Annotated in this window: 23 protein-coding genes and 3 pseudogenes; 17 read left to right on the top strand and 9 right to left on the bottom strand. The window is 61.0% G+C overall.

All coding sequences use genetic code 11. The features are described from left to right. Nucleotides 1–7 precede the first annotated feature (7 nt). The 16 genes from AC4PTB_RS18545 (at nucleotide 8) to AC4PTB_RS18470 (ending at nucleotide 17,792) form a co-directional block, all read left to right on the top strand. Nucleotides 8–427, top strand: a complete 420-nt coding sequence (locus AC4PTB_RS18545; RefSeq protein WP_492189567.1) for a coiled-coil domain-containing protein — start codon at nucleotides 8–10, stop codon at nucleotides 425–427. Beyond that, nucleotides 424–885: a hypothetical protein gene (locus AC4PTB_RS18540; protein ID WP_492189566.1), complete on the top strand. Its 462-nt coding sequence runs from the start codon at nucleotides 424–426 to the stop codon at nucleotides 883–885. Before AC4PTB_RS18545 ends, AC4PTB_RS18540 begins: the two co-directional genes overlap by 4 nt. 44 nt (nucleotides 886–929) lie before the next feature. Further along, nucleotides 930–2,849, top strand: a complete 1,920-nt coding sequence (locus AC4PTB_RS18535; protein WP_492189565.1) for an AAA family ATPase — start codon at nucleotides 930–932, stop codon at nucleotides 2,847–2,849. A 145-nt stretch (nucleotides 2,850–2,994) separates the two neighbouring features. Then, a complete protein-coding gene (locus AC4PTB_RS18530) occupies nucleotides 2,995–4,416 on the top strand; it encodes an SNIPE associated domain-containing protein (RefSeq protein WP_492189564.1) in 1,422 nt (473 codons plus the stop codon). A gap of 243 nt (nucleotides 4,417–4,659) precedes the next feature. Next, a complete protein-coding gene (locus AC4PTB_RS18525; RefSeq protein ID WP_492192684.1) occupies nucleotides 4,660–5,958 on the top strand; it encodes a lytic transglycosylase domain-containing protein in 1,299 nt (432 codons plus the stop codon). After that, on the top strand, nucleotides 5,955–6,755 hold the full coding sequence (locus AC4PTB_RS18520) for a type IV secretion system protein (protein ID WP_492192683.1): 801 nt from the start codon (nucleotides 5,955–5,957) through the stop codon (nucleotides 6,753–6,755). The genes AC4PTB_RS18525 and AC4PTB_RS18520 overlap by 4 nt, the downstream gene beginning before the upstream one ends. Further along, entirely contained in the window at nucleotides 6,752–7,249 is a 498-nt protein-coding gene (locus AC4PTB_RS18515; protein WP_492192682.1) for a hypothetical protein, read from the top strand. The genes AC4PTB_RS18520 and AC4PTB_RS18515 overlap by 4 nt, the downstream gene beginning before the upstream one ends. After that, a complete protein-coding gene (locus tag AC4PTB_RS18510) occupies nucleotides 7,249–8,247 on the top strand; it encodes a TrbL/VirB6 family protein (RefSeq protein ID WP_492192681.1) in 999 nt (332 codons plus the stop codon). The genes AC4PTB_RS18515 and AC4PTB_RS18510 overlap by 1 nt, the downstream gene beginning before the upstream one ends. Before the next feature lie 93 nt (nucleotides 8,248–8,340). Next, complete coding sequence (locus AC4PTB_RS18505; RefSeq protein ID WP_492192680.1) at nucleotides 8,341–8,976, top strand: VirB8 family type IV secretion system protein; 636 nt, start codon at nucleotides 8,341–8,343, stop codon at nucleotides 8,974–8,976. 2 nt (nucleotides 8,977–8,978) lie between these two features. Further along, entirely contained in the window at nucleotides 8,979–9,692 is a 714-nt protein-coding gene (locus tag AC4PTB_RS18500) for a TrbG/VirB9 family P-type conjugative transfer protein (protein ID WP_492192679.1), read from the top strand. After that, nucleotides 9,689–10,993: a TraB/TrbI/VirB10 family type IV secretion system protein gene (locus AC4PTB_RS18495; protein ID WP_492192678.1), complete on the top strand. Its 1,305-nt coding sequence runs from the start codon at nucleotides 9,689–9,691 to the stop codon at nucleotides 10,991–10,993. The genes AC4PTB_RS18500 and AC4PTB_RS18495 overlap by 4 nt, the downstream gene beginning before the upstream one ends. Further along, nucleotides 10,993–11,979 (top strand): ATPase, T2SS/T4P/T4SS family, encoded by a 987-nt coding sequence (locus AC4PTB_RS18490; protein WP_492192677.1) that lies wholly within the window; start codon nucleotides 10,993–10,995, stop codon nucleotides 11,977–11,979. The genes AC4PTB_RS18495 and AC4PTB_RS18490 overlap by 1 nt, the downstream gene beginning before the upstream one ends. A 52-nt stretch (nucleotides 11,980–12,031) precedes the next feature. Continuing rightward, complete coding sequence (locus tag AC4PTB_RS18485; RefSeq protein ID WP_492192676.1) at nucleotides 12,032–13,966, top strand: hypothetical protein; 1,935 nt, start codon at nucleotides 12,032–12,034, stop codon at nucleotides 13,964–13,966. A 2-nt stretch (nucleotides 13,967–13,968) separates the two neighbouring features. Next, nucleotides 13,969–15,891, top strand: coding sequence for a type IV secretory system conjugative DNA transfer family protein (locus AC4PTB_RS18480; protein WP_492192675.1), 1,923 nt, complete (start codon nucleotides 13,969–13,971; stop codon nucleotides 15,889–15,891). Between the two features lie 325 nt (nucleotides 15,892–16,216). Continuing rightward, nucleotides 16,217–16,465 carry a helix-turn-helix domain-containing protein gene (locus AC4PTB_RS18475; protein ID WP_492192674.1) on the top strand — a complete coding sequence of 83 codons (249 nt, stop codon included), beginning with the start codon at nucleotides 16,217–16,219 and terminating at the stop codon, nucleotides 16,463–16,465. 1 nt (nucleotide 16,466) lies between these two features. Further along, nucleotides 16,467–17,792 (top strand): type II toxin-antitoxin system HipA family toxin, encoded by a 1,326-nt coding sequence (locus AC4PTB_RS18470; RefSeq protein ID WP_492192673.1) that lies wholly within the window; start codon nucleotides 16,467–16,469, stop codon nucleotides 17,790–17,792. Nucleotides 17,793–17,900: 108 nt separating this feature from the next. Here the strand turns inward: AC4PTB_RS18470 and AC4PTB_RS18465 are convergent, their stop codons facing one another. Beyond that, the gene (locus AC4PTB_RS18465; RefSeq protein WP_492190214.1) at nucleotides 17,901–19,082 is read right to left on the bottom strand and encodes an IS5 family transposase; all 1,182 of its coding nucleotides are present in this window, start codon (nucleotides 19,080–19,082) and stop codon (nucleotides 17,901–17,903) included. A gap of 143 nt (nucleotides 19,083–19,225) precedes the next feature. Between AC4PTB_RS18465 and AC4PTB_RS18460 the strand changes: the two are divergent. After that, nucleotides 19,226–19,351 (top strand): annotated as a pseudogene (locus tag AC4PTB_RS18460) (IS5/IS1182 family transposase); the annotation flags it as partial. Nucleotides 19,352–19,582: 231 nt separating this feature from the next. Here the strand turns inward: AC4PTB_RS18460 and AC4PTB_RS18455 are convergent. The 8 genes and pseudogenes from AC4PTB_RS18455 to AC4PTB_RS18420 form a co-directional block, all read right to left on the bottom strand. Beyond that, nucleotides 19,583–19,786: a hypothetical protein gene (locus tag AC4PTB_RS18455; protein ID WP_492192672.1), complete on the bottom strand. Its 204-nt coding sequence runs from the start codon at nucleotides 19,784–19,786 to the stop codon at nucleotides 19,583–19,585. 147 nt (nucleotides 19,787–19,933) lie between these two features. Continuing rightward, nucleotides 19,934–20,221, bottom strand: a pseudogene (locus tag AC4PTB_RS18450) (IS256 family transposase); the annotation flags it as partial. Between the two features lie 28 nt (nucleotides 20,222–20,249). Further along, complete coding sequence (locus AC4PTB_RS18445) at nucleotides 20,250–20,426, bottom strand: integrase core domain-containing protein (RefSeq protein WP_055212097.1); 177 nt, start codon at nucleotides 20,424–20,426, stop codon at nucleotides 20,250–20,252. A gap of 41 nt (nucleotides 20,427–20,467) precedes the next feature. Then, nucleotides 20,468–21,109, bottom strand: a complete 642-nt coding sequence (locus AC4PTB_RS18440) for a DDE-type integrase/transposase/recombinase (RefSeq protein ID WP_492192671.1) — start codon at nucleotides 21,107–21,109, stop codon at nucleotides 20,468–20,470. After that, nucleotides 21,090–21,422 (bottom strand): transposase, encoded by a 333-nt coding sequence (locus AC4PTB_RS18435; RefSeq protein WP_492192670.1) that lies wholly within the window; start codon nucleotides 21,420–21,422, stop codon nucleotides 21,090–21,092. The genes AC4PTB_RS18440 and AC4PTB_RS18435 overlap by 20 nt, the downstream gene beginning before the upstream one ends. 41 nt (nucleotides 21,423–21,463) lie before the next feature. Next, nucleotides 21,464–21,679, bottom strand: coding sequence for a transposase (locus AC4PTB_RS18430; RefSeq protein ID WP_492192669.1), 216 nt, complete (start codon nucleotides 21,677–21,679; stop codon nucleotides 21,464–21,466). A gap of 183 nt (nucleotides 21,680–21,862) precedes the next feature. Beyond that, nucleotides 21,863–23,470 (bottom strand): hypothetical protein, encoded by a 1,608-nt coding sequence (locus AC4PTB_RS18425; RefSeq protein ID WP_492192668.1) that lies wholly within the window; start codon nucleotides 23,468–23,470, stop codon nucleotides 21,863–21,865. A gap of 89 nt (nucleotides 23,471–23,559) precedes the next feature. After that, nucleotides 23,560–24,853: pseudogene (locus tag AC4PTB_RS18420) on the bottom strand (IS5 family transposase). Nucleotides 24,854–24,867 lie beyond the last annotated feature (14 nt).

Here is a 24,867-nt window from a genome sequence, read left to right as displayed (position 1 = left end):
CCGCCACATGAGCGCGGCCGAGATTGCGATGACCGCGGACTGGATCATCGGCCGATCGGACGTGCCATCATGGCCAGAGGTGCGGACCTTCGTCCTGAAAGAATTTGGCATTGAGCGGGCCGTGGAGGCACTGCGCCGCATTCCGGATCTGAAACAGGCGCGCCTCGCCAAGTCGGAGGCCCCTCGCCAGCGTGTCCTGGGACCGCGCCCGACCACGCGTAAGATCGACGCCCTTCAGGCACACATCGACCGCCTCGAGGCCGAGATCCACCGTCTCGAGGCCGAGAACCGAACGCTTCTCGAACGAAATCTTCGGCTTATCAACGGGGCCCGCGTGCGGCAGATCCCGGAGGGCGATCTCGACCGGCCGCTTGCCCCGATCAACCGCAACCCGACGACGCCCAGGACGCGTGGAGGCCGGACATGACCGGGAAATCGTCACTCAACATGGCCCGGGAGTACGAGGCGCGACTCGAGCACTACCTTGCCCATGTCGAGGCCCTGCCCGTGCGCAACGGTAAGTTGAATGTATCGGCCGTGGCCGTCGCCTGTGGCTTTGACCGCCAGATCCTCTACAAGAACCGAAACGCCCGTGCCATGATCGAGGCGGCGGTAGAGGCCAAGGGACTGACCGGCATCGAGGAGGCAGGAGCCGACAGCACTGTAAACAATTCCCCCGAGGCCATGGTCCCGCTGGCACGTCTACGCGAGGAGCAGCGCCGGGTTGCCCTCCTCGAACGGCGCCTCAGCGAGATGACCGCACGCAACGCGGCACTGCGCGCCCGCATGCGGCAGCAGTGCCTGATTGAGGAACACCTTATCACCGCTGGTCGCCGCTCCCGCCCAACGGGCGCCGGACCGCTCTTTGAGGACCTCGGCGAGTGACCCGATCTCCGAAGCGTCAAGATCAGTCCACCAGCATCATCCCGATGCCGAAACTCCACGGCGCGCTCGCGAACTTCATGGCTGCGGACAGCGATTTCCGCGGGATCGGCACGGCGTTGGCGGCGCGGCTCGCCGATCGCTTTGGACGTTATCTGCGCGACGCCTTGGCTGTTCGGGATCCCGGCATCATCGAGATCCTAGGGCACGATCTGGCCGAGACGACCTTCGCTGCCTTCGACGTTAAGGCACCGGAGGCCGATCTTCTTGACTGGCTGGAGCGAAACGGGGTGGTCGAGGCCGTCGGAGTTCTGACCGCGATCCGGGTTGCCCGGTGCTGGGGTGGCGAAGGGGTCGAGGCTCTCAGGGAGAACCCCTACCTCCTAACTGCTTTCTTGCCTTGGCGCAGGGTCGAGCAGATTGCGACGGCCCTTGGCATCGCGCCAGACGATCCGCGGCGCGCAGTGGCGGCGGTCGAAGCGGTGCTCTACGCCGCGCTGGACCGGAACGATACATTCGCGGCGGAACGCGACGTCGAGGCGGGCGTCGCGAAGCTCCTCAATAGCGCAGCGGCGCCCGCCGGACACCCCGCGCTGTCGGCGATCAACGCCGCGGTGGAGAGCGGCGGAGCCTGTCGGCTTAGCGATGGCCTGCAGCCGTTCGGAGCTGCGGTGATGGAAGAGTTCATCGCCCGCACCATCACCGACTGCCTACGCTCTGAACCTTATCACGACCTGGTGGTTCCGAAACCGGACCCGAAGCTGGTCGAAGCCCGAATTGAGGCCTTCGACGCCAGTCAATTCCATCCCCTTACCGACAGGCAGAAAACGGCGATCCGGACAGCGCTTTCCCAACGGGTGATGGTGCTCGGCGGATATGCCGGTTCGGGCAAGACCACGTCTCTCCGCGGCATCTGTGACCTCGCGGAGTCTTTCGGCCGCTCCCTGCACCTGATGGCGCTCTCCGGTCGCGCAGCGCAGCGCATGGCCGTTGCGACCGGCCGTCCGGCCCGAACCATCGCCGGCTTTCTTCAATCCATGGCGCGCTCCGACGCCGAAGCGGTGCCGCCGGGCGCCATGGTGATCGTCGACGAAGCGTCGATGCTCGACCTGCCGACACTGTGGCGGATCCTGAAGGTGCTAGGAGACGCCAACCTTATGCTGGTGGGAGATCCGGCCCAGTTACCCCCGATCGGCTTCGGCCTGACATTCCACGTGTTCTGCCAGACCGAGCGCATACCTCATGTGGTGCTGAATCGGGTCCTTCGTCAATCTGATGCGAGCGGCATCCCCTCTGTTGCCGAGGCAGTGCGGCTGGGAAAAACCCCTGCCCCCGCAACCTATGAGGGGATCCGCCCTGGCGTCTCCTTCATCCCCACCGCACCCGAATACGCGATTAGCGTCATCAGCGAGATCGGACGGGATCTGCGATCCTCGGGTGCCGACTCCAGCGACACCCAGATCATTGCTCCGGTCAAGGCTGGACCGGCCGGAATAGACGCCATCAATCGTCACTTCCATGAGTTGCGCCGGCGCGCCACCGACGGCGCCCTCTTCCCCGGTCGTAGCGACATTGCCGAGGGCGATCCGATCATCTGGACACGGAACGACTGGGACCGGGAACTCATGAACGGCTCGATGGGCCGCGTCCAGTCGGTGATCGACGGCATCGGACACGTCACGCTGGATGGCAAACCGTTCGAACTCGATGCAGCCGACGCGGACAACGTAGAACTGGCCTATGCCATCTCGGTCCATAAGGCCCAGGGGTCTCAGTGGCGGCGCGTCATCATTCCGGTCTTCCCATCCCGCCTCTTGGACCGGACACTGATTTACACGGCCATCACGCGTGCGACGGAACAGGTCATAATATTGGGTGATCAACGTGTCTTCGCGACTGCTATAGAGAACCTTCCTTGTTCCACCACACGCTCCACCGGGCTGGATAAAAGACTGCAGCAGGCATAGGTTTTGCGCTAGGGTTAGATTCTGACCGTGTGTGAGGGAAGTTTGGCGTGAATGAATTTGAGTTTGATGCGCTGATCACGGAACTCCGCCGCATTCTTCTTATGTCCACGCTCAATTTACGTGATTTATTTAATGGGAGATTGCCATGGGTAACACGATCAGCCTCACCGACCCGATGACCTTAGGAATCCTTGTCTGGTTCCTGTCAACGCCACTCTTCCTTATCCTGTGGCTGATTTGCGCCCGGAAGGCGCGCCGCGGCGCGAGCAGGATTATCGAATTGGAAAACGAGAATGCGCACGAATGCGCGCGGTTGTCGGGTATCTTAGACGAAATGCGCGGGCGGTTTGCGCCTATCCTGTCTGTCGACGATGAACTAAAGAAGTTAGAAGCCGCTGCTGCTGATGAGAACCGGCGGGTAGAAGACCTGCGTGCCAGCTATGCTGAGAAACGCAAGGTATTCGATCGACTTGAACAACAGGTGGCGATCTACGACGAGCGACTCGCGTTCGCTGAATTGGGCGTCTACGAGCCGCACTTCGATTTTGGCGACAGCGAGACCTACAAGTCCCGCATCAAGGAAGTGCGTGAGCGTCAGAAGGCGATGATTACGCAGGGATCTGCCACCATCTGTCCGACGGGCTGGACTGTCGATGGAAGCCGGTCGAAGGGTCAGACAATGGTCAATCGGCAGGTGCGCCTGACAATGCGTGCTTTCAACAACGAGTGTGAAGCTGCCATCGCAAACACCAGATGGAACAACGCGGTGGCGATGGAGAAGCGGATCGTGGCTGCAGCGGCCGCGATCAACCGCGAGAACAGCTCGATGAATCTCTCGATCAGCGACGCCTATGTTGCGCTAAAGATCGAGGAACTGCGGCTGACACATGAATGTCGCGAGCGCCTGAAGGCCGAGAAGGACGAACGTGCCGAATTGGCCCGGATGGAGCGTGAGGAGAAGAAACTGCTGGCCGAGGCAGAGTCCGCAGAGCGCGCCGAACGGAAATACCAGGAGCTTCTCGACAAAGCACGCAAAGAGGCGGAGGCTGGCTCTGCGACCGATGAGATGCGTCGCCGCATAACCGAACTCGAAGCCTCTCTTGCGGAAGCGCACAGCGCGAGCGAGCGGGCTCGCGCCATGGCCGAGATGACGAAGTCCGGCTACGTTTACATCATCTCGAACATCGGCTCCTTCGGCGAGGACGTGGTAAAGATCGGCCTCACCCGTCGCCTGGACCCGGACGACAGGGTGAGAGAGCTGGGCGATGCCTCTGTGCCCTTCTCTTTCGACACCCATGCGATGATCTACAGCGACGAGGCGCCGACCCTAGAAGGAGCGCTTCACCGCGAGTTCGCCGACCGGAGAATCAACATGTCCAACTTCCGAAAGGAGTTCTTCCGCGTGAAGCTTGAGGAAGTCGAAGAAGCTGTCACACGCCTAGCGCCATCTGCCGCCTTCTTCAAGGATCGGGAGGCACAGGAGTGGCACGAGACCCTCGCCCGCCGAAACCAGGCGCTTCAGGATATGGCGGCACCTGCGCGAGACGCTCTTCCGGCGTCGCTCTGACCTGCCAGGCACCTGGTTTGAAAGCAAGCGGCGCCGCGCGATCTCACGGCCGAGACTCGGTCCACTCCAGCTTGCTGGTGGCGTCGGGCCAGGGTCTCCGCACTACTGGCGCATTCGCGAAACTACCGCTCGGCGCCCGACCGGCCTCAAAACTGCCGCAAAACCACCGGTAGTTTGGCTGAGCAGCCTGCAATACTGCTCCGGTCTTCTGTCCAGTAAGCGGCAAACACCACACACACAGTTTTGAGTGTCGCATTCTCCCTATTACAGGACTCGCAGTACTGGTGCTCGCTGCCTGCGCCGAAGTGCCCGTCGCCCGCACGAATTGTTGGGCAAGTGCGAGCCCGAGCGCAAGCGTTTCGTCGAAAGGATCGAGCCCGGTTCTGGGCCGCGCCAGCCATGCCCCTTCCTGCCGCTGATCTGCATACCTCCTTTTCGGGCTTTGCCCTTGCGGCGATCGTGCTGGCTGGCACGGCGGCCGCGAATGGTGTGCCGACGGTCGATGGCAAAGCCGCGATCCAGCACGGCCTTGAGGTCACGCAGATGACGGCATTGAGCGAGGCGCGTCAGCTGGAGACGGCGAAGAAAAGCAAGATCGACGACTTGCACAAGGAACAGCTTGCGGCGCTCGACCAGACGCTTGCCCTGCTCTCGGGCTCCCCGATGCCTGTTGCGGGTCTCGAATCACTCCCCGGGGCCGAGGCAACCGCAGTCTATTCGGTGGATGACAGCAACCCCTATGCGGCTCGGCTCTTTGGCGATGCGAAATCGAGCATTGAGGAGATGATCGTGGAGACGGCGCGCAAATATGCGGGGCATCCCGGACTTTCGAAGGCAGGTTTGAACCCGACCGAGTTCCGGATCTGGTTTCAGTCTTTGGTCAAACAGGAGTCCGGTTTTTCGATCGGTGCGCGCAGCCAGGTTGGGGCATTCGGGCTTACTCAGGTCATGCCCGACACCGCGAAGGGGCTCGGCATCTATCCGGGTTACTATGATGACCCGCGGCTGCAGCTCGATGGCGGGGCGCGGTACTTTCTCGCCCAGCTCAACCGCTTCGGCTCAGTGCCCATGGCGCTTGCGGCCTATAACGCCGGCCCCGGCAATGTCCTCAAATACGGAGGGGTGCCGCCCTTCAAGGAAACGCAGAATTACGTGCTGCGCATCACAAGCTTCTTCAACGGCTATGCGGCGAAGATCGGCGGGATCGATCAGATCGGGACGCTCGATCCGCGCGACATGGCGATCGCGGAAACAAGCAACGTTGCCGATGCCGGGATGCATTACGGCATGGAAGCGACGAACGAGATCGGCGCCTCGCTCACCCGTTTGCGCGCGATCATCGAGCAAATTCCGAAAACGAAGAGCGCGGAAGAGGCGATGGGCCTCAACACCTATGCCCGGGCCGAGGCGATGCGCATTGCTGTCATGGTGGCCCGGGTGAAAGCCGCGCGCGTTCGCGTGGATCAGGCGCGCTATGCGCTCTTCCTGCAGGCCTATGCCGAAGACGCCACATTCATCAAGATCAAGGGAGGGATCGAATGAAAGCCCGGTATCTGCGTTTCCTGATCACTGTATGCGCAGTGTCCGGTCTGTCCTCCGCCCCGCTCGCGGTCTCGGCGCAAGGCGTGCCGACGATCGACCTTTCCGCGATTGCCAAGGTGGGCGAGGTGCTGACCGAGGCAAAATTGCAGGTCAAGGAATTGATCGCCTCGAACCTGAAGCTTGACGATCAGATCCTCAAGCAGGCGGAACAGATCCTGCTCCTCAAGGACCAGATCGAGGCGCTGCGTCATGGGCTTACCCTTCAAGCGCTTGGCATCCCAGATCCGAACACCTTCTTCGACAATATCCTGCCCGATGTGAACGATCTGACCGGTGGGCTGCAGTCGGCCAAGAGCGGCAGCTATTCCCTGATCACCACCTCGGGCAAAGTGGGGGACAAGCCAGCGGCGGAATATGTGTCGGAGTTTTTCACCTCCGTCGGGCTCGACGTGAAGACCGTCGACACCCTTTCGAACAGCGAGAACCCGAACGCCGCGCGGATCGGCTCGCAGGCCAACACGGCGGCGTTCCTCTCTGCGGCGGCGGAATCCTCTTCGGTGAAAGCCTCGGAAAGTCTGGGCCGGGTGAATGAACTCGTCCAAGCGATCCCGGACACGAAAGGCCTCAAGGAGGCGGTCGATCTCAACACGCGGGTGACGGCCGAGCTGTCGATCGCGCTCGCCAATATCTGGAACATGGAGTCGGCCCAGCTGATGGGCATGGGCGAGGCCGGGGTGATGGATGCCGCCACCGCCGCCGAAGAGCAGAAATTCATCAAGGTTTTGGGGGAGAAATGAGCATGTTGGGTGCGGGCATGAAGGGTGGTGTGGCAAAAGGTGCGACGGCAGCGGCGCTGATATGGGCGATCATCGGTGTGGCGGCGGCGGAAACGCTCGTTGGACCCGGGATGGAGGGGGAAGAGGCTTTTCTCGACGTCCTCCCCACGGTCGCCGTGCCCGCAGAGGTGAGGCCGATCCCAGGTGCGGTGAACGAGCCTTGGCGCAGCTGTCAGTCGGTCTGGCCACAAGAATACCGGCAAACGCAAGAAGGGCCGGAGGCCCGCGCCTACCGCGACATCTATGGGTTCGTGCAGGCAAAAGAGGTTGTCGAAGTTCGAAATTGCAGCTGCGCGACAAAAGCTGCCGACTGGGCACAGGTTGAAAGGATCGCGAGCGGTCTCCGACAATCGACCGGGACCAAAGTTCTGAAGTGGTTGCAAACTCGAGAGATTTCAGACGAGGCAGACAACCTGATAGCCGTGGCCGAAGTTATGTGTGCCGGGCCGTTCTGATGGACAGCGTCTCAAGCATTCTGTCGACGCTTGATGGGGCAATCAGCACCGCGGGCAAGCAGTATTTCGAGTTGACGGCTGTGGCCGTAGCCCCTGTCTTCACGACCCTTTTGACGCTGCTTTTGGTTCTCATCGGCATCAACATGGCGCTCAACGTTTATCGGATCGCGATGCGCGATGCGATGCAGCTCGCCTTTCGGATCGTGCTGGTGATGATGTTCGGGTTTTCGTGGCTGAACTTCAGCCAGATCTATGACGCGGCCAGCAATGGGCTTGGCGACTTGGCGCTTGCCTTCTTCAAGGAGGGCAGGACTGGTGTCGGGGCCTCGGCCACGGCCGCGATGGACGACATGGCCAATATGATGGCGGGCAATGTTGACAGCGTGTCTTCCGCGATGTCGTCGATCATGCGCGGGTTTGTCGCCGCCTTCCTTTACCTCGTCCTTGGCCTGCTGATGGCGGTCTATGTCTTCATCGTCGGCTTTGCGAAGCTGATGATCGCCTTCCTGCTCGGGGTCGCGCCCCTTTCGATCGCGGCGACGATATTCGAGAAGACCAAGGGCATGTTCGAAGCCTGGCTTTCGGCCATGATCGGCTATCTGATGTATCCCGTTGCCTCCGCGGGGATCATCGTCGCCGTTGTCACTGTGGCGCATGACGTGTTCACGAAGGCAAAGGATGTCACCGACCTCGGTTCGATCCTCGGCTTTTTCGTGATCGTCTTTGTCGGGATCTTCGCCTTGCTCGCCATCCCGATGGCGGTCTCGCACATCACCGGGCAGATCAATCTCGCTTCGATCGCGCCGCAGGCGCTGCGCGTTGCTGGTAAACCGCTCGAGAAAACCTCCGATTATGCCGCGCGCCGGATGGGGCAGTTCCGCTCGGGTTTCATGACCGGCAAGACCGAGCATCACCATTTACGTGATCAGGCCCGGTCGGATGCCGAACGCGGCCACGCGGTTCGGCTCAGGCTGAGCCAGTTCATCCGCGGCGGCTGACGCCACCACACCGCCGGCCGCGATCCCCCCAAATCATTGGAGTAGACGATGACAGGTTCACCACCTGAATTGAGAAGTTTTCTCGAAGGCGAGATGTTCTTCGGCGTGCGCAAACGCGAGCGCATCGCCTATGGCATCGCGGGCGGTGGCTTGGCCATCGGCCTCATGGGCATGATCGCGGTCACGGTGCTTTTGCCGCTCAAGGAGACCGAAGCCTATCTCGCCATCGTCGACAAGGACACCGGCGTGGCGGAGCGCGTCGTCTCGGTCGAGAAGGCCGGGATGGAGCAGGCCGAAGCGATCCGGCAGAGCCTGCTTTACGCCTATGTGACGGACCGCGAGACCTACGATCAGCACGACAACGAAACCCGGATCCTGCGCGCCTATACTTGGAGCGAGGGCGACGCGAAAAGTTCGCTCAAGAGCCTCTGGACCGAAGGGCACCCGAACTACCCGCCGAAAGCCTATGGGGAAAATTCTCGGGTCATCGTGCGTATCCTCTCGATCACGCCTGTCACCGAAACCACCTCGCAGGTCCGTCTCACGAAGACTTGGGTGAGCGACGGCGAAGGCGTGCCCGACCGCGAGGGCAAGTTCACTGCCACAGTCACCTTCCGCTTCGAGCCGAGCCGGAAAAGCGCGCTCGATCTCGTCTGGCAAAACCCGACCGGGTTTCTTGTGACCGATTACCGCCTCACCGCGGAATCCCCGCAGCCTCAGGAGGGCTGAAGATGAAGTACTCTTCATGCACACTTGCCGCCATCCTCGCCGGGGTGACTGCCCTGCCCGTCTTTGCCGAGACCGCGCCGCGCGCGGGCAACCGCGATCACCGCGTGACCTATGCCACCTATCAGGAGGGGCAAGTTTACACCGTCACCACCCGGTTGCGCACGGTGACACTCGTGGAATTGGCGGACGGAGAGCGGATCCAGTCGATTGCCATCGGCGATCTCGAAAGCTTCAAGATCGACAAGCTCGAGCGGCCGAACCTTTTCATCCTCAAGCCCGTCATCGCTGGGGCATCGACGAACCTCACGATTGAGACGCAACGCAACATCTACTTCCTGCGCGTAACCGAAACCGGGCGGGGTACGGCGCAGTATTCGGTGAAGTTCGCCGCGCCGGGGACAAGCGCGGCGGCGCGGACCGTGACCGAGATCCCGGCCGAGCCGCCAATGCGATATCGGGTGATGAAACACGCGGGGCGACTGCCCTCCTTCGCACCGATTGCGGTGTCTGATGATGGCCGCAAGACTTCGTTCAAGATCCCGTCCGGCGCACCCATGCCGACGATCTTCCGCGCTGATGACCGCGGTCAGGAATACTCGGTCAATTCCGCAGTTGCGGGAACGGTGATTACGGTCAGTGCCCGCTCCGAACGTTGGGTTTTGCGCTATGGCGCGGACTATGTCTGCGTCACCGGCGACGCTGGAGGGCGGCGATGACCGACATCCCCGAGGCCGACAAACTTGCCGAACGTCTCGCCCGGATACAGGTACCGGAGCCAAAGCAAAAGCGTCACGGGGTGAACCCCTATGCGCTGTCGGCCGTCACCGCCGTGACGGGTCTCGGCGCCGGGGTCTGGTTGGCACTTTCCGCGCCGGAGGCTCCAAAGCCCGCTCCGCCGATCGCAACCGCATCGGTGAGTGATTTTCAGAGTGACGTGGCTGGAACAGATGGCTTCACCATCGCGCGCCCCAAACCCGATCTGACGATCAAGCCCGATCACAGTGAGGAAGACCGCCTCAAATTGGAACTCGCGGGTCTACAAGCTCAGATCACCGCCCTGAAAGCCAACCCGGTTACGGTCACCGACCCTTCAGCGCTGCAGGAGCTGAACACAAAGATTGCGCAACTGGAAGAAGACGCCCGCAATGAAGAAGCGTCACGCGCGGATCTCGAGCGGGAAAACATCCGGCTCCAGACCGAATTGGACACCGCGAAGCTGGTGCAAAGTGACGGGCAAGCCGAAGCGGCTCGCGCCCGAGAGGAGGAGCTCGCGCGGCGGCGGCAGGAGGCCAAGGCCCTCAGCGATGCGCAGGTCAACTCCGACATGGTTGCCCTTCGCAACGATTCCGCGGGCGTAACTGGCAGTGATGCCGCTTCCACGGGGACTGCTGCGGCGGCGGGCGCAGATGCATTCCGGCGCGCGGGGGCCAAGGCCTCAGCCGTCACCCAATCTGAAGTGATCGCCAATACCGCGCATACGATCACGCAGGGCACCCTGATCGAGGCGGCGCTTGAAACGGCGATCAACACCAATCTTGCGGGCAACGTCTCTGCCGTGGTCAGTCAGGACGTGTGGTCTTTCGACATGTCGCGCGTCTTGGTGCCGCGCGGATCGAAGCTCTTTGGCCGATACGACTCCGACATCTCGCCAGGACAACGACGTGTGCTGATCGCTTGGGACCGATTGGTGACCACCGATGGTCAGACCGTTTCCCTCGCCGCCTATGGCACCGACCGGGTTGGCCGGTCCGGTTTGCCCGGGCAGGTCCGCACGCATTTCCTGCAGCGGTTCGGTTCCGCCGCGCTGATTTCGGTGATTGGCGCGGTTCCGGCGATTGCGGCCGCGAAATACGCCTCAAACGAGGTCACCTCGGACACGGCCAAGGATGTCGGCACCGATCTTGGCAATGCCGTTGGCGACGCGATGGCCGACTACCTCAACATCCCCTCGACGATCAGCGTTGATCAAGGCGCGGTGGTGATGGTGCGTGTCGATACTGATCTCGAGTTTTTCTGATGAGCTATCTTGATTCCTATCTTGGGCAGCTTGATATCGCACTCTCCGACCCGGGCGTGATGGAAATCGCGATTAACGCCGATGGCGAGGTCTGGGTTGAGCGCACGGGCGCCATGCATATGGTCAGAGCGTGTCTGCCTCCCCTGCCCCCGCGCCAGGTGCGAGATCTGGCGGCACAGATCTCGAACTCCACTTCAAACACCTTCACCGAGGCCCTGCCGCTGGTTTCTGCCGCGGTGCGTTATCGCGACTTGATGCTGCGGTGTCAGATTGTAGGCAGCCCTGCTGTCTCCGGGGGCACGGTGATCGGCATCCGGGTGTTTCGGGCGCGTGACGCCGAGGGCAGACGCCCGCCCCGCTGGTTCGAATTCCTGCGCGCGCAAGTCACCTCGCTTGAGGAGGAACGCCGCGAGATGGTGACAGCGATCCGGCGCGATGCCAGGGCCACCGATGTCGATGCGTTTCTCAAGCGGCTGGTCACGGAACGGCTCAACATCATCGTCTCGGGGGGCACGTCCACGGGCAAGACCGAACTCGGTCGCCGTCTGCTGTCACTCGTCCCCGAGAACGAGCGCATCGTGACCATCGAGGACTCGCTCGAGCTGTTGCCCGCACAGCCGAATGCGGTGAGCCTTATCGCGCAGCGCGACGACAGCTCGGCACGTTCGGCGGACAAGCTCTTGCAGGCCACGCTGCGCTTGCGGCCCGACCGGATCATCCTTGGTGAGTTGCGCGGATCGGAAGCTGCGACGTTCCTCGATGCGATCAACACCGGCCATTCGGGCTCGTTCACGACGCTGCATGCGCATTCCGCCCGCAAGGCGATGGACCGGCTCGCGCTGCTGGTGATGGCGCAGGGCACGCGGCTCGGGTTCGCCGAGGTGATCCGTTACCTGCAAAGCTCGATCGACGTGATCTTGCAGATGGGCCGCGACGGCGAGCGGCGCGGCATCATGGAGATGTACTTCCCCGGGCTCGACGACTGAGGGGGAAACCCCTTGCGCACCCCCTCCCCCGAAGCTTTCCCCGAAGGTGATCATGGACGACGATCGCGATCCAGCCGGTTCCCGGCCGAAAGAAACCTATGCGCTGCACCTGACAATGAGCGGGGCTGAGCAGAAATTCACCGATCCGGTTGAGGCTGGCGCGGCTTTTTTCCGCGCTGACCCGGCCGAGCGCCCCTACGTTTTGCATTTGGAAGAAGGCAAGGCGCGGCGGATGGCCGCCACGCATGTGATCCGAGAACCGGGGGCGGAGGAGACGTTCGGAAAATCCCTTCCTGACTCGCACGCCTCTGACGGGGCGTTCCGGACGGGATATTTCAACGCGATGGAAGCATCGCTCTATGAACGGCTTTCCAAGATCTCCTGGGATGGGCCCGATGTAGAAAACGCCGTGCGCAGCGACAGGCGTCTTGTTTCCGATCTTGAAGCCTTGGCGCGGGCCGAGCCCGAAAAGGCGGCAGATCTCTGGTCCACCGCGACCGACCTTGACCCTCCCGGCCCAACACTGAAGAACGCGGTGCAACTGACCGAGGCGGGGCGGATGACCGAGCAGGAAGACGCGGCACCCACCCGCGCACCGGTGATCCTTGCTGCGGGAGAATGGGCGCGCACGGATCAATCCGTCGATCTCCGCCCGGTTGCCATCGGGACAGAGGCTGGGATTCACACCGGCTATGAGGCGGCACTGCCAACCGGGAATAAGGAACTATCGCATTCCGCCCGCACCTTCGAGACCGCATCCGAGGCGATGAAATACGCCTATGAATTCTACGAAGGCGGCGAGGAGCGGGTGGAAGCCGCAGTTGCCCGGGACGCAGCGGTGGCGCGAGAGGCCGCGGATGACCCGGCGCTGATCCCGAAGGTGGTCTTGATCACGCACGAGGCTCGCCCCGAATTTGCCCGCCCCGAAGCGGCGATCTATGCTGGCGAAGACGCCCAGTTGGTTGTGAGTTTCGACCGCGACACATCCGCCACCCGGGCACTTGCCGAGCAACTCGTCGAGGATCCCGCGTTCCGAAAAGCTGTTGGGGCGCATATCTCCGATGCGACAGCCACGATCGGAACTGGGCGGTTTGTGGACGGGGAAGGATCGCGTGGCTTCCTGCCAAGCGAGTCTCTCGCCCTCATGACCTTCGACCGCGCCGGAGAGCCCGAGGTCATCGCAAGGTTCCCCGATGAAAGCCCGCTCAGCCAGACCTTGGCCAAGCATCTCTCCGAAAATCCGGTCCTCCTGTGCCATGTTGCGGATCGCGATGCACAGGCTGAAAACTGGCAACACCCGGAAAAGGCGATTTCGGCCTGGGTGAAGAAGGTCGGCACGCAGATCGACCAGCTGCCCAAAGCGGTGCAGACCGACTTGCGGACCGAGATGAAGGAAATCGCCGCCGAAGCCTCTGCCGCCTTCGGGGCGGAACGCGAGCAGAGCGAGGCTGCCGTTTTGGAAAAGGCGGCACCGGATCAATCCGACTTCCGGGAGATTGCAGCGCGTCACAAACGCGACCTCGGTAAAGAAGAGGGCCGCGAGCGCGCGTCAGACATTACGGACCGGATTATTGAGCGGGCTGCTCGGGGGATCGAGACTGCCCGCTCCGATGCGGTGTCCCGTGAGCCGTATCCGCTTCTTTCCACCCTTCATAAAATGGCGGCGTTTCAGACCCAACAGGAACCGGTTTCGTTTCGGACGGAAGAGCAGGCAGGTGCCTTTGGCGCGGATCTGCGCGCTCGCTATGGCGAGAAGGTGCTCGAGGATATTGCGCAGGGCCGGACCGAGGCCTTGGCGAAGGATTTCGCCGAGCCCTCTGCACGCGAGGCCGCTGCGAAGGCCATCCTCTTTGCGGCGAAGGAACATCCCGCGCTTGGCGTCACAGTGCAGGAGGCCGAACGCGCCGAGCGCCGACTGGAAACAGACGCAGCGGAACGCACCAAACCCGCCCCAATCCGCAAGCTCGAACGCGAACTGGAGTTCTGATCGTGCCGCGCATTCTGCTTTTTCTGCCGCTTGGACTTTTCGCGGGGTTGATCGTCGGTCTCATCGCCGGGGGCGTGGTGCTGAACCTGATCCTCGGTCGCGACCCGAATGCGACCGGCATCTTCGTGCTTGTGAACGAATTCCCGGGATTTGGACGACTGCTGACCCCGCCTTGGCTTGTCCCGTGGCAAATCGTCGGGGGTGCGACCATTGTCTTTGGTCTTGCTGGCGCAGCGATGTCGCTGCGCCAGCAGCTCACGGAATATGGGCAGGCGAAATTCCAGAACCGCCGGGAGATGCGCAAGAACGGTCTTTTGCAGGCAGTTGGCACCGGGCTCGTTTTCGGCAAACTGGGGGCGCCGCGGAAATCCGCGCCCTATGTCGGCGCGACCTTCGAAAAGTTTCCGCATTGTCTGGTTGTGGCGCCGACCCGCGCGGGTAAGGGCGTGGGCTATGTGATCCCGAACACGCTTCTTTTCAACGGCTCCTGCGTGATCCTCGACGTCAAGGGCGAGATCTTCGAGGCGACCTCGCGCCACCGCAAGGCCCAGGGCGACGAGGTCTATCGCTTCTCCCCTTTCGACTTCGAACACCCGACGCATCGCTACAACCCGCTCGAGCGCGTCGCCCGCATCGAAAACCCCGAGCAACGCTATACCGAGCTTTCAAAGATCTCGGACTATTTCCTGACCGTCTCCGACAAGGGCACGGCGGGGGATTTCCTGACCGAGGGCCGCGAGCTTTTCGTTGCGGCAGGGCTTCTGGCGATCGAGCGCAATCGCCCGACCATCGGCGAAATCAGCCGCATCCTCTTTGGTCTGGGTGCAACCTCCGAGGTCTATGCCGAGCACGCGCTTGAGGTGAAACACCCGAATGCCGCACAGACCTTCCGCAAGTTTGCGGGCTATTCTGACCGCACGCTTTCCTCGCATGCTTCCGTTCTCGGCGGGGCGGGCATGACGCTCTGGAACAACCCGGCTGTCGATCGCGCCACGGGGGGCAACGACTTCTCCTTCGCCGATCTGCGCAAGCGGCCGATGTCGATCTATGTCGTGGTCAATGCCGATGATATCCGCACCTTGGCGCCGCTTGTGCGGCTCTTCTTTGGCGAACTCATCGCCACGATGCGGGCCACGATGCCTTCGCCCGAGACCGAGCCCTGGCCCGTGATGGTGCTGCTTGACGAATTCGACCAGCTTGGCCCGATGCCGATCGTCGAACAGGCCCTCAAGCAACTTGCAGGGCATGGGGCGCGGGTCTCGATCATCACCCAGTCGATCCCCGGCCTAGACAATATCTACGGCGAGAACGTCCGCCTGTCGCTTGAAGCCGCCGCAGGGATGAAGCTTTACCTCGCCGCCAACGACAAGAAAACTGCCGGAGAGATTTCCGACGCGCTCGGCAAGACCACCAAGCTCGCGGTTTCCGACAGCCTGTCACGGGATCGGGATTTTGTGCAGCGCCGCTCGGTCAGCCGCCGCATGGAAGAGCGGCCGCTTCTCACCCCGGACGAAGTGCGCCGCCTAAGCCCCGATCAGGCGATCCTGATCCCCGAGCGACAGAATCCGCTTCTGGTGAGCCGCATCGTCTATTTCGAGGATCCGACGTTCCTGTCGCTCTTCAACGCGCAAACAGGCCCCCTGCCTTATCCCTCGCGCGAAAGCGCCAAGGTTCTCGGGCTTGTGGAGCGCATGGAGGCGCTCGAGCGTCGGCTCGCAGGTTTCTGCCAGATCGACTATCCCACGACTCCAGAACTTGCGTCGCCTGCCGCAGTTCCGAAAATCGCAGAGAAGATTGCCTCGGGCGGAACGGGCACAACCAAGGATATCGCCGAGATCGGGCTCGAAGCTCTGACGCCATCGCAGGAAAACGCATTGGCGCGGATGGCGAAGTTCTCGAAGCGGGTCTCAGAAATGGCCGGGTGAGGGTGTCTGCGCTTAAGTACGAGAAGCATTGGCTATACCACTGCGGGTCAACGCGGGAGAGCTATTGCTAGAAATGGGTGATGGGGCCTGATCAGGCGGCGTGTCGTGGCGGGCGTCCAAGCCTGCCAGAACTTCCAAAAGGAACGATACGCCTCTGTCTGACGATACCACGATCATCTCGCTGTGCCAGGCGGAGACTGCAGCCGCGCCCCTGCATCCCCATCCGTCAGCTCTCGTCTCGGCGGCCATAGCCCGCGGGCTATTATGTAAAATTATAGCTCAAGAGCGATATTGACAGAATATATCCCATAAGCTATCGGAAGTCATGGAAGTTTTGCCCAGATACCCCATTCGAAGCCTGCGCCAAGCCGGAACCGTACTACGCGCGCGGCGAGCGGCGCGGAAGATCAGCCAAAAGCAGCTTGGCGAGATGACAGGCACCGCGCAATCCACCATTTCCGACATCGAAAACGGTGTCGTATCTGTCAGCCTCGATGTCTACCTGCGCCTCTTGGAGGCCCTCGGCGCGGACCTGTCCGCGACGGATCGTATAGCAGACCCAGGACAGCGCTAGGATGGCACGGATCGCACGCGCGGGCCGCCGCAAACGCCAGAGCAAGACAGCGGTCTGGTACGAAAGGGCGAGGGTGGGAACGCTGACCCGCGCGACGGATGGGGCCATCGCGTTCACCTATGATCCTGACTGGCTCGCATCCGAGGCCGCTTTTCCGGTTGCCAGCGCCCTTCCGCTGACTAAGCTCAAATGGCAGGGCGATCCCGTTGTCGCCGCCTTCGACAACCTCTTGCCCGATGCCGAAGGCGAGCTGCGCGAGAAGATCGCCGCACGCGTCGGGGCGCAAGGCAAGGATGTGTTTTCTTTGTTGTCTTTGCTGGGACGCGACTGTGTCGGTGCGCTGCAATTCCTGCCGGTGGACGAGGCTCCGTCCGAGCGTGACATGCAGTATCGCATCATTTCGGAAGCGGAGATGGTCGCCGACCTGAAGAACCTCGCCGCCGCGCCGCTCGCCCTGAGTGAAGACGAGGATTTCCGGATTTCCATCGCCGGCGCGCAGGAGAAGACGGCCTATTTGCGTATCGACGGGCAGTGGGCCAAGCCGCGCGGCATCACGCCGACCAGCCATATCTTCAAGACGCCCATAGGCATCATTCCCGGCCCCGAGCAGCTCGACCTGAGCGACAGCGTCGAAAATGAATTGTTCTGCATGACGTTGGCGCGAGAAATCGGCCTGCCCGTGGCCCATGTCGAAAAGCTCACCCTGTCCGGGCAGGTCGTGCTTTCGGTCGAACGGTTCGACCGTGCCTGGCAAGGCGACACCCTGAAACGCCTGCCGCAAGAGGACATCTGTCAGTCTTTGGGCTACCCTTCCGCCATGAAGTACCAGACGCAGGGTGGCCCCGGTGTCGCGCAGATCATGGAGTTACTGCGGGAATCCGACACGCCCATCGAGGATCGAGAGACGTTCTTCCGGGCGCAGATCTTCTTCTTCCTAATCGGGGCCTCAGACGGGCACGCCAAGAACTTCAGCCTGCGTCTGGGACGTCGGGCGCGGTTCACGCTTGCCCCCCTCTATGACATCCTGAGCATCGCGCCAGTCGTGCGCACCGGACGCTTGCAGCGCAAGCGCTACCGCCTTGCCATGTCAATTGATGGCCATTACGGCATCGACGAGATCGTGCCACGCCACTTCGAGGCCGAGGGGCGCGCGGCGGGTCTGCCTAAGGGCCGCGCCCTGGAGCTGTTGCAGGACATGACGGATCGGCTGGGTCCTGCACTGGAGCGGGCGCTTGAGTCGGTGGGCGATCATATCCTGCCGGCGGTCAGCGAGCCGATCACAAGCGATGCGATGCAGCGAGCGACGCAGATGCGGGGCCTACTTTAAGGTTTCGGTGCCTTAGCAGGCCGCTGAAATAGTCGGCAGACGAGAAGGACTTCCCGTTTTCGTACGAGTTCTGGGCTTGAGCGCCCGCCGGTCCACTGCTCTTCGTCCTCAGGCGGCGAGCAGCCTGGGCAGTCTTGCCAGATTGTTGGCGGCCATCGTCAGGATGAACCGCGACTGCACCCGTTCGATGCCGCGATACATCGTCTGCGCCATCCCTCCGACCGTCTTGGCCCAGCCGAAAGCCTCTTCGATCCGCTTTCGATGCTTGAGGGAAAGGGCGTAGCCGTCGTGGCGGGTGGTGCGGCGGTCGATGGCGGAATGTCGGGCCTTTTGCGCGACATGGGGCGTGACGCAGGCCCTGCGCAGATCTCGGATGAATTCGGCGGCGTCATAACCTTTGTCGGCGCCCAGCGTCAGGCGCCGGGTTGACCCCGGCGAATGTCGGTGGATCATGTCGAGCGCGGCTTGCCGTTCGGCGTGGCCATCGGCGCGGGTCAGCTCGCCCTGCACGATCAGGCCGGAGCGGTTCTCCATCAGCGCATGGCCGATGAAGCACAGCATCGCACCGGTGCCGGGGGATTTCTTGTAAAGCCGCGCCTCGGGATCGGTGGTCGAGGCATGCGTCGCATTCGAGCGTTTCTCGCCCCGGAAGTCGACCTCGGCATTGCGGTTCTGGCGGCGGCTGCGGGGCATCGGATCGGGCTTTGCTTCGGTCGCGTCGGGGGCGGGGCTTGGCGGCGGCGGCGCGCCGGGATCCTCGTCACCCGGATCATCATCGGGATCCTCGGCCTCGGGCGGCGGCGCCTTCGGCTGAAAGCTTTTCATCGACGCCCAAGCCTTCACCAGCGTGCCATCGACCGAGAAATGCTCGTCCGACAGGAGCGGCGCCACCTCGCGATGCGCCAGGATCGCGGCCATTATCTTGCGCGACATCTCGGTATTCATCAGCCGGTCGCGGTTCTTCGTGAAAACCGTCGGCACCCAAACCTGATCGTCGATCCCCAGCCCGACGAACCAGCGAAACAACAGGTTGTAATCCATCTGCTCCATCAGCTGGCGCTCGGAGCGGATCGAAAACAGGATCTGCAGAAGGCTCGCCCGGATCAGCCGTTCCGGCGCGATCGAGGGGCGGCCGAAGCGGATGTAAAGCCCTTCGAAATCAGCATCGAGGCTGGCCAGCGCATCATTGACCACCTGCCGGATCTTGCGCAGCGGATGCCTGGCCGGGATGCGATCCTCGAGGTCGACATAGCTGAAAAGCGACCCGCTCGTCTCGTCCGTGCCCCGCATCGTGATCCCCCTTCGCTATGGGAAGGGGTGAATCATGTTCTGCATCCGCGGTCGAGGCCGACTATTTCAGCGGCCTGTTAGGCTCCAGACCCATTGATTTTGGGCTCTTGGTGTGATTCAGCCCGCGCAAGGGAACCTGATCGATGAGCAACCTTTACTGGCTTACCGAGGCGCAGATGGAGCGCCTGAAGCCGTTCTTTCCTAAGAGCCATGGCAAGCGGCGCGCCGATGTCGTCGGCATCTTTCCCAACGAGGTCTTCATCCTGCGCCTCATCGGTGCGGTGCTGTTCGAAGCCAACGACGACTGGCAGACCTCGAGCCGCTACATGATGGTCGAGGCCTTCGCGCAGATCGACAAGGAGGAGATCGACCCAATTCTCAGCATCACCACGAAAGCCGCCTGATCATGACCTCAGGCCATCCGGAAAATTACACCAGCTTGACGGACACGACCCCACTTATGAGCAATTGCAAGCCTCACCGCAGGCTTACACACCACCTCACGCTTCCGTATTTTTTGCCTTCAAGACCAACTCAACTATTCCAGTTGAAACTGCGGGGTGGATGATTTGATCCCGGTGGATAGCAAGAAACGCTGCAGCTCGTGCGATAGACGCTTCATGGGAATGTCCAGAAGCCAAGGCCATTTCGTAGTTGTCATTTATTGCATTCTCGAGGTCTTTAAATGTAATCCATGTTTCCATGACGCCTGACCTGCTCCCCATTCTTTTTGCTTCGTTTCTTGCATACTACATTCCCGTGGCGCTGTTTTTCAGTAATGAGTAGGCTATTACCTCTATGTCTTGGCCGCGGCGGTCTCTGAGATATCGCCGAAAGCTTGTGATGGCGGATCATGCGACGGCTTGAACTTGGCGCAGGCCTTCGCGGAACTCAACCCCTTGGATGATCTCGGGCAACCGGTTCCGGCCATCGTGCTTGCGCCATTTGCTCTGCGCGGCGATCATCAGGTTGAACGGCATGGCGAGGCCTGTCTGGCGGCTCAGACATCCCTTGGCGCGTTTGGTACGATGGCGCACGGTGGCGAAGGATAGTTCGATCGGATTTGATGTCCGTATGTGCTTCCAATGCTCGGTCGGGTGGTCTTAGAAGGTGAGCAGCGCCCGGTGATCCTTGACCAGTGTATTAACCCGGCGGAATCTGCTCAAGTTAAGCCGCTAATCTGAATGCCTCGACAGGCGTGCGCATGGCAAGGGCCTGATGCGGGCGGCGGTGGTTGTAGAAACTGATCCAGTCGCCGATGACGCGGTTGGCGTGCTGGATGCTCTCGAAGCGGTGCCGGTGAATGCATTGCTCCTTGAGCGTCCGGATGACGCGCTCCACCATGCCGTTTTGCTGCGGGCAGTGCGGGGTGATGAACTCCTGCTTCAGGCCATAGCTGCGGACCAGCGCCGTGAAGTGGCGGCTTGTGAAGAGTGAGCCATGGTGCCGCCACTGGTCCGAGGCCCATGGCGAACGCCATTGTCAGACCTCAGGAGGAATTCCCGGTTGACCCGGCCAAGCGTTCCGAATCGGCTGATCAGGGCGTGCTCGAGCGCGGCGCTGGCAGTCGTGGCCTTGCCGGAGCGCGACAGATGCCAGCCCAACAGTTCGCGCGTGTGGCAATCGATCACCAAGGCGAGCGACGCCCAGCCGTCCTTGCCGGTCCAGACCCGCGCCAGATCCGTTGACCAACGCTCGTTCGGCGCCGTGGCGACCGAGGGCACCGCCTCGATCCGCGGTCGCATGCCGATGGCGCGCTTGCGGACCTGCCAGCCCTTGATCTGAAAGACCCGCTGCACCGTATTTTTGTTGAACCCCAGCAACCAAGCCACCGTGCGGTAGCCGAACGAGGGATTTGCCTCGATCATCGCCTTGATCGGGACCGCGAACCGGTCATCAACTTTGGGCGCTGCTTTGGTCGGCTTGTAATAGACCGTGCGCCGCGGCACGCCGAACCAGGTGCAAAGCTTGGCAATCGACACCGCGATACCATCGGCCAGCAGGCCCTCATGGAGCGTCCGGATCATTGCCCGTCCTCCCGCTCCATGAGGGCCGCCAGCTTTTTCGGGCGCGCAGCTCCAGCATCGCCTCGCCATAGGCTTCTTGCAGATCCTTGAGCTGCTTTTCGTATTGCTCGCGAATATCGAGAGGGTTGGCGCGCAAGGAATTCTCCATGCCACGCTTCGCGTCCTCAACCCAGCCCTCGATCTCGGAAGGCGTCAGGTCAAACGACCGGCTCGCCTCGGCAACCGTCGTCTTGCCCTGAATGATCTCGATCACCAAGGCGGTCTTCCGCTCCGCCGTCCAACGTTCGATGCTGTCGTCCATCGTCATACTCATGGCCACGTTCTCCTTTGTAGCATGAGCAGGATTTCACTGGGTCAATACAGGGCGGGCAAAACCAGCCGCCCCTGCCGGGCAAGTGTGCGCCACGACGACACATGGTTTGCCGGCAGACCATGCCGACGCGCGACCTCCCCGACTGTCGCTCCCGGCGCCAGCGTCTCCGCCACGATCCGCGCCTTCACTTCATCGGGCCACTTCCCGTTCCGAAGCCCCCGGCCGCGCACCGGGAGAACCTCCAATGTAGACTCCATGGAGAAACTCCATCCCATCGATCATCGAGGTCAATTCCCAGATCCAAAACACCCATGGAAGGTGGGGCGCAACATCGCTTACATTCTTGAAGCTCGGCGCCAGTCAATCTGGCGCAACCCTCGAACGGAGAATGCCGCGGGAGAGGCCGCCAACCCAGTCAGCTCACAACCCGATCATGGGGTCTAGGATGGGGGATTGAAAAAGCTCCAGCAGTTCAAAAATGGCTTTTCATTAATACTATGCTTTTTGCGATATCGATCGTGACGTGTAAAAACATTGTGCGACTCCGCAGTTCTCATGATAAACTCCCGCAAAACTCGACCAGAAACTTTGTCACGAAGAGACAATTCAAGCAGTAGAGCATTTGTATTGAGCAGCAGATCAGTAGCGCCAATATTATACCTATCCAAGCCAATAAAGCCGATTTCCGTTATGGGCACCGTGTTGTCGCAGTCTCCCTCAGGGCACAAGCCATCAACAGCCCGCTCGCCCTCGTAAATTTTTATCATGTTGGCATAGAAATAACCGCTTGCACCAATTATTCTCTGAGATTCAGTACAACCATGATCAAGATAAGTCTGCAGTGAAGAAATTAGCCAGCGCGCAGGAAGAACACCGAGCAGGACCTCATATTCTTCTTCCCAAAGCCTATGAAAAATTATCTTAGCCTTTTCAGTTACTGGGGTATCTCGACGCAAATAAGAAATAGCTAGAGCCAACAAGAAAGCAGATTCCGGAAGCCCTGACATCCGATGCTTCAGCATCGCCGCTTGATCCTCTATCCGACCTCTTCCGGTTTGCGGCCACTCACCATCCGGACGAACAATACGGATAGAGAAAGGGCGGAGATCTTCCGTGATGTCCGGCAATATATCAGGTTGATTTTGAGTGGCAACTCGTGCGCGGCTACGCTCAAATAGAGGCAGTAGGCGCTCAGGAAAGTCTTCCGATACGCGAAGAAGGGGCGGCCAATCTGATTTTGAAGGGACCAACTCTCTCGTATTTTTTTCTTTCTTTGCTCGATCTTTCTCTACAGGATTGCCAAAGGAGCTCCGAATTACTTCGCGAGCGACGGCCCTTGCAGGTTCGGACGCTCCAGAATTTGCGATGCACTTCAAGATTTCGACGAGTTCTCTAGGAGGAGTCACATTTTCTCGCAGCTCTCCGATTATAACTTCCGCATGTGACAAAAGCTGATCAAGAACTGGGATAGCATCCGCCAATACGCGCACGACCCCGAGCGCATCATCCTTTTTGAAATCCAGCACATAAAAATTATCACTCCGCACACGCCCAATAACTTTATCCCACAGACTTTCAAAATGCATCCAAGATTTGAATTCCTCAGCCGACTTGAAACGACTTCGATATTTCAAGTGCTGCACAAATGCACTCTCAAGCCAGTCAACAGGCTCTCGTCTGAAAAAATAAAAATTACAATTGGCACCACGAAGCGTTTCTTGAATTTCGGAAACAACACGACCTAAATGGCAATATGGATTTTTGCCCCCTTTTCGTCCAGGCAATTCTCCGGCCAAATCTTCTGATGACCAAAGAAAAATGCTGCACGGGCGCTGCTCAATGTGGTCATTTAGTTCTATGAGCACCTCGCGAAGCGCTTGCCAAGACCCAAGGCGAATATGCTCAACAGCTCTCCTTGTATATTCTAACGGCACTTCCTCAGCATCATAAACCTCCCTCAAGAGGCGCGCATTTTGGCGGATAAACTTCTGGATAGACGTTGAGCCAGTTTTATGCGGCCCCATGTGTATATAGACAGACTTTTTCATGCGATCAGGTTCTCACTCAGCGCCAATTTTCTGTGCGTTGAAGGAATTAGGCGAGTTATCAGTTCGCCCTGAACAACCCGATCACGCTGTCAGCGCGATCGATTGGAGAACTCGTCACACCAGAGAGACGCGATGATCATCATGATCAAGCGCGCCAAAATTGCCCACAGCCAGGCCAGAATCTTGCAGATATTGTGTCCGCAGCCGCACGGCACCGCGAAGAGCGCATCGCCGATCATGCCTTTCAGCGGGCTTCCTTTTCAGCGGGTGTCGCGCAAGTCGGCCGTCGGTCTTCATGTGGCCGATTTCGGGCTCGATCACCGCGCGCCGGTCGCTGATCCGAACCTGGGTCTTGTCGACGTCATGGCCGCGATAGCCCCGGTCGATGACAACCAATTCGGGCGGGCGCTCGGTCGGGATTTCTACTTGCTCAAGCTCGGCGCCCAGCATGTGACCGCCGTAAGGATTGCCCGCAGAGCTGCGCATGCCGACGACAAAGCTCTCATCGAGCGTCGTGGCGATGCAGACCTTGCCGCCGAATTCATAGCGCATCAGCGCCTTACCTTTGAAAATGCAACCGACCTCGGGCGCGTGCAGGGCATAGATCTTGTCGCGCCCCTTCAGCTCCTGGCCCAGCAACCGCGAGACCAAGACAAGCCGGTCGCCAATGCGTTCGCGCAACTCCCCTTCGGCGATGTCTTTAAGCCGACGGCGCAGGTCGCACAGCACCCGGCCGGCATATCCTTTTAATGCTTTCAGCGCTTTGCGCATGCGCTTTAACTGCGTGGCATGGGCGCAACGGGCAACGCGCACCGCCAGCCGCGGGGCAAGACGGGCATAGCTCCGGTGCAACAACACCCCGACCTCGACGGCCGGGGCCACCAACTGCGCCCGCGCCCGCTCGTAAAGCCGGGCGCTGGTCGGATGAGCGATCGCCTTCTCCGTCACGGTGCTATCGACCGCCACCCGCTGCAGGCTGCCCGGCGCGAACGTCCCGGCCGGGATCGTTTGCGTCAGCATCCATTCGACACCTTCCTTATCGATGCGCTTGCGCCAGCGCATCAGCGACGAGGGGGCGTTCGGCGGGTGATGCGGAAAGAAGGTCTCGCCGGTGAGATGTTGGCAATAGGGGTTTCCGACCCAACGCGCGACGACGACCTCGTCCAAGAGCCGAAACGCATGCCGCAGGTAGAGCAGCCAGGCGAATAATCGGGGTGGCGCGACGGGGCAGCCGGCGCCCGAGGGGAAGAACAATGATCGTCGGCTCTCGAAAACCTCCCGGTCGATCGGCGCGGCGAGCTTCGACAGGTCTTGGGGCGAGTCATTAATCTCGACCAGACGCAGAAGGTCATCTTGTTCCGGCGGGCTGGAGCAGTGCTTCATGCGACGAACCGAAA

Source organism: Rhodobacter sp. 4.3.4 (assembly GCF_058724655.1).
This window is presented reverse-complemented; position numbering and strand designations above follow the sequence as displayed.

Bases quoted from the DNA above. Each gene is read 5' to 3' on its own strand.
- AC4PTB_RS18465 (WP_492190214.1), bottom strand. From the start codon at position 19,082: ATGCGGGGCACGGACGAGACGAGCGGGTCGCTTTTCAGCTATGTCGAC.
- AC4PTB_RS18515 (WP_492192682.1), top strand. From the start codon at position 6,752: ATGAGCATGTTGGGTGCGGGCATGAAGGGTGGTGTGGCAAAAGGTGCG.
- AC4PTB_RS18475 (WP_492192674.1), top strand. From the start codon at position 16,217: ATGGAAGTTTTGCCCAGATACCCCATTCGAAGCCTGCGCCAAGCCGGA.
- AC4PTB_RS18485 (WP_492192676.1), top strand. From the start codon at position 12,032: ATGGACGACGATCGCGATCCAGCCGGTTCCCGGCCGAAAGAAACCTAT.
- AC4PTB_RS18425 (WP_492192668.1), bottom strand. From the start codon at position 23,470: ATGAAAAAGTCTGTCTATATACACATGGGGCCGCATAAAACTGGCTCA.
- AC4PTB_RS18490 (WP_492192677.1), top strand. From the start codon at position 10,993: ATGAGCTATCTTGATTCCTATCTTGGGCAGCTTGATATCGCACTCTCC.
- AC4PTB_RS18445 (WP_055212097.1), bottom strand. From the start codon at position 20,426: ATGGTGGAGCGCGTCATCCGGACGCTCAAGGAGCAATGCATTCACCGG.
- AC4PTB_RS18470 (WP_492192673.1), top strand. From the start codon at position 16,467: ATGGCACGGATCGCACGCGCGGGCCGCCGCAAACGCCAGAGCAAGACA.
- AC4PTB_RS18520 (WP_492192683.1), top strand. From the start codon at position 5,955: ATGAAAGCCCGGTATCTGCGTTTCCTGATCACTGTATGCGCAGTGTCC.
- AC4PTB_RS18505 (WP_492192680.1), top strand. From the start codon at position 8,341: ATGTTCTTCGGCGTGCGCAAACGCGAGCGCATCGCCTATGGCATCGCG.
- AC4PTB_RS18440 (WP_492192671.1), bottom strand. From the start codon at position 21,109: ATGATCCGGACGCTCCATGAGGGCCTGCTGGCCGATGGTATCGCGGTG.
- AC4PTB_RS18545 (WP_492189567.1), top strand. From the start codon at position 8: ATGAGCGCGGCCGAGATTGCGATGACCGCGGACTGGATCATCGGCCGA.
- AC4PTB_RS18530 (WP_492189564.1), top strand. From the start codon at position 2,995: ATGGGTAACACGATCAGCCTCACCGACCCGATGACCTTAGGAATCCTT.
- AC4PTB_RS18435 (WP_492192670.1), bottom strand. From the start codon at position 21,422: ATGAGTATGACGATGGACGACAGCATCGAACGTTGGACGGCGGAGCGG.
- AC4PTB_RS18455 (WP_492192672.1), bottom strand. From the start codon at position 19,786: ATGGAAACATGGATTACATTTAAAGACCTCGAGAATGCAATAAATGAC.
- AC4PTB_RS18535 (WP_492189565.1), top strand. From the start codon at position 930: ATGCCGAAACTCCACGGCGCGCTCGCGAACTTCATGGCTGCGGACAGC.
- AC4PTB_RS18495 (WP_492192678.1), top strand. From the start codon at position 9,689: ATGACCGACATCCCCGAGGCCGACAAACTTGCCGAACGTCTCGCCCGG.
- AC4PTB_RS18430 (WP_492192669.1), bottom strand. From the start codon at position 21,679: ATGGAGTCTACATTGGAGGTTCTCCCGGTGCGCGGCCGGGGGCTTCGG.
- AC4PTB_RS18540 (WP_492189566.1), top strand. From the start codon at position 424: ATGACCGGGAAATCGTCACTCAACATGGCCCGGGAGTACGAGGCGCGA.
- AC4PTB_RS18500 (WP_492192679.1), top strand. From the start codon at position 8,979: ATGAAGTACTCTTCATGCACACTTGCCGCCATCCTCGCCGGGGTGACT.
- AC4PTB_RS18510 (WP_492192681.1), top strand. From the start codon at position 7,249: ATGGACAGCGTCTCAAGCATTCTGTCGACGCTTGATGGGGCAATCAGC.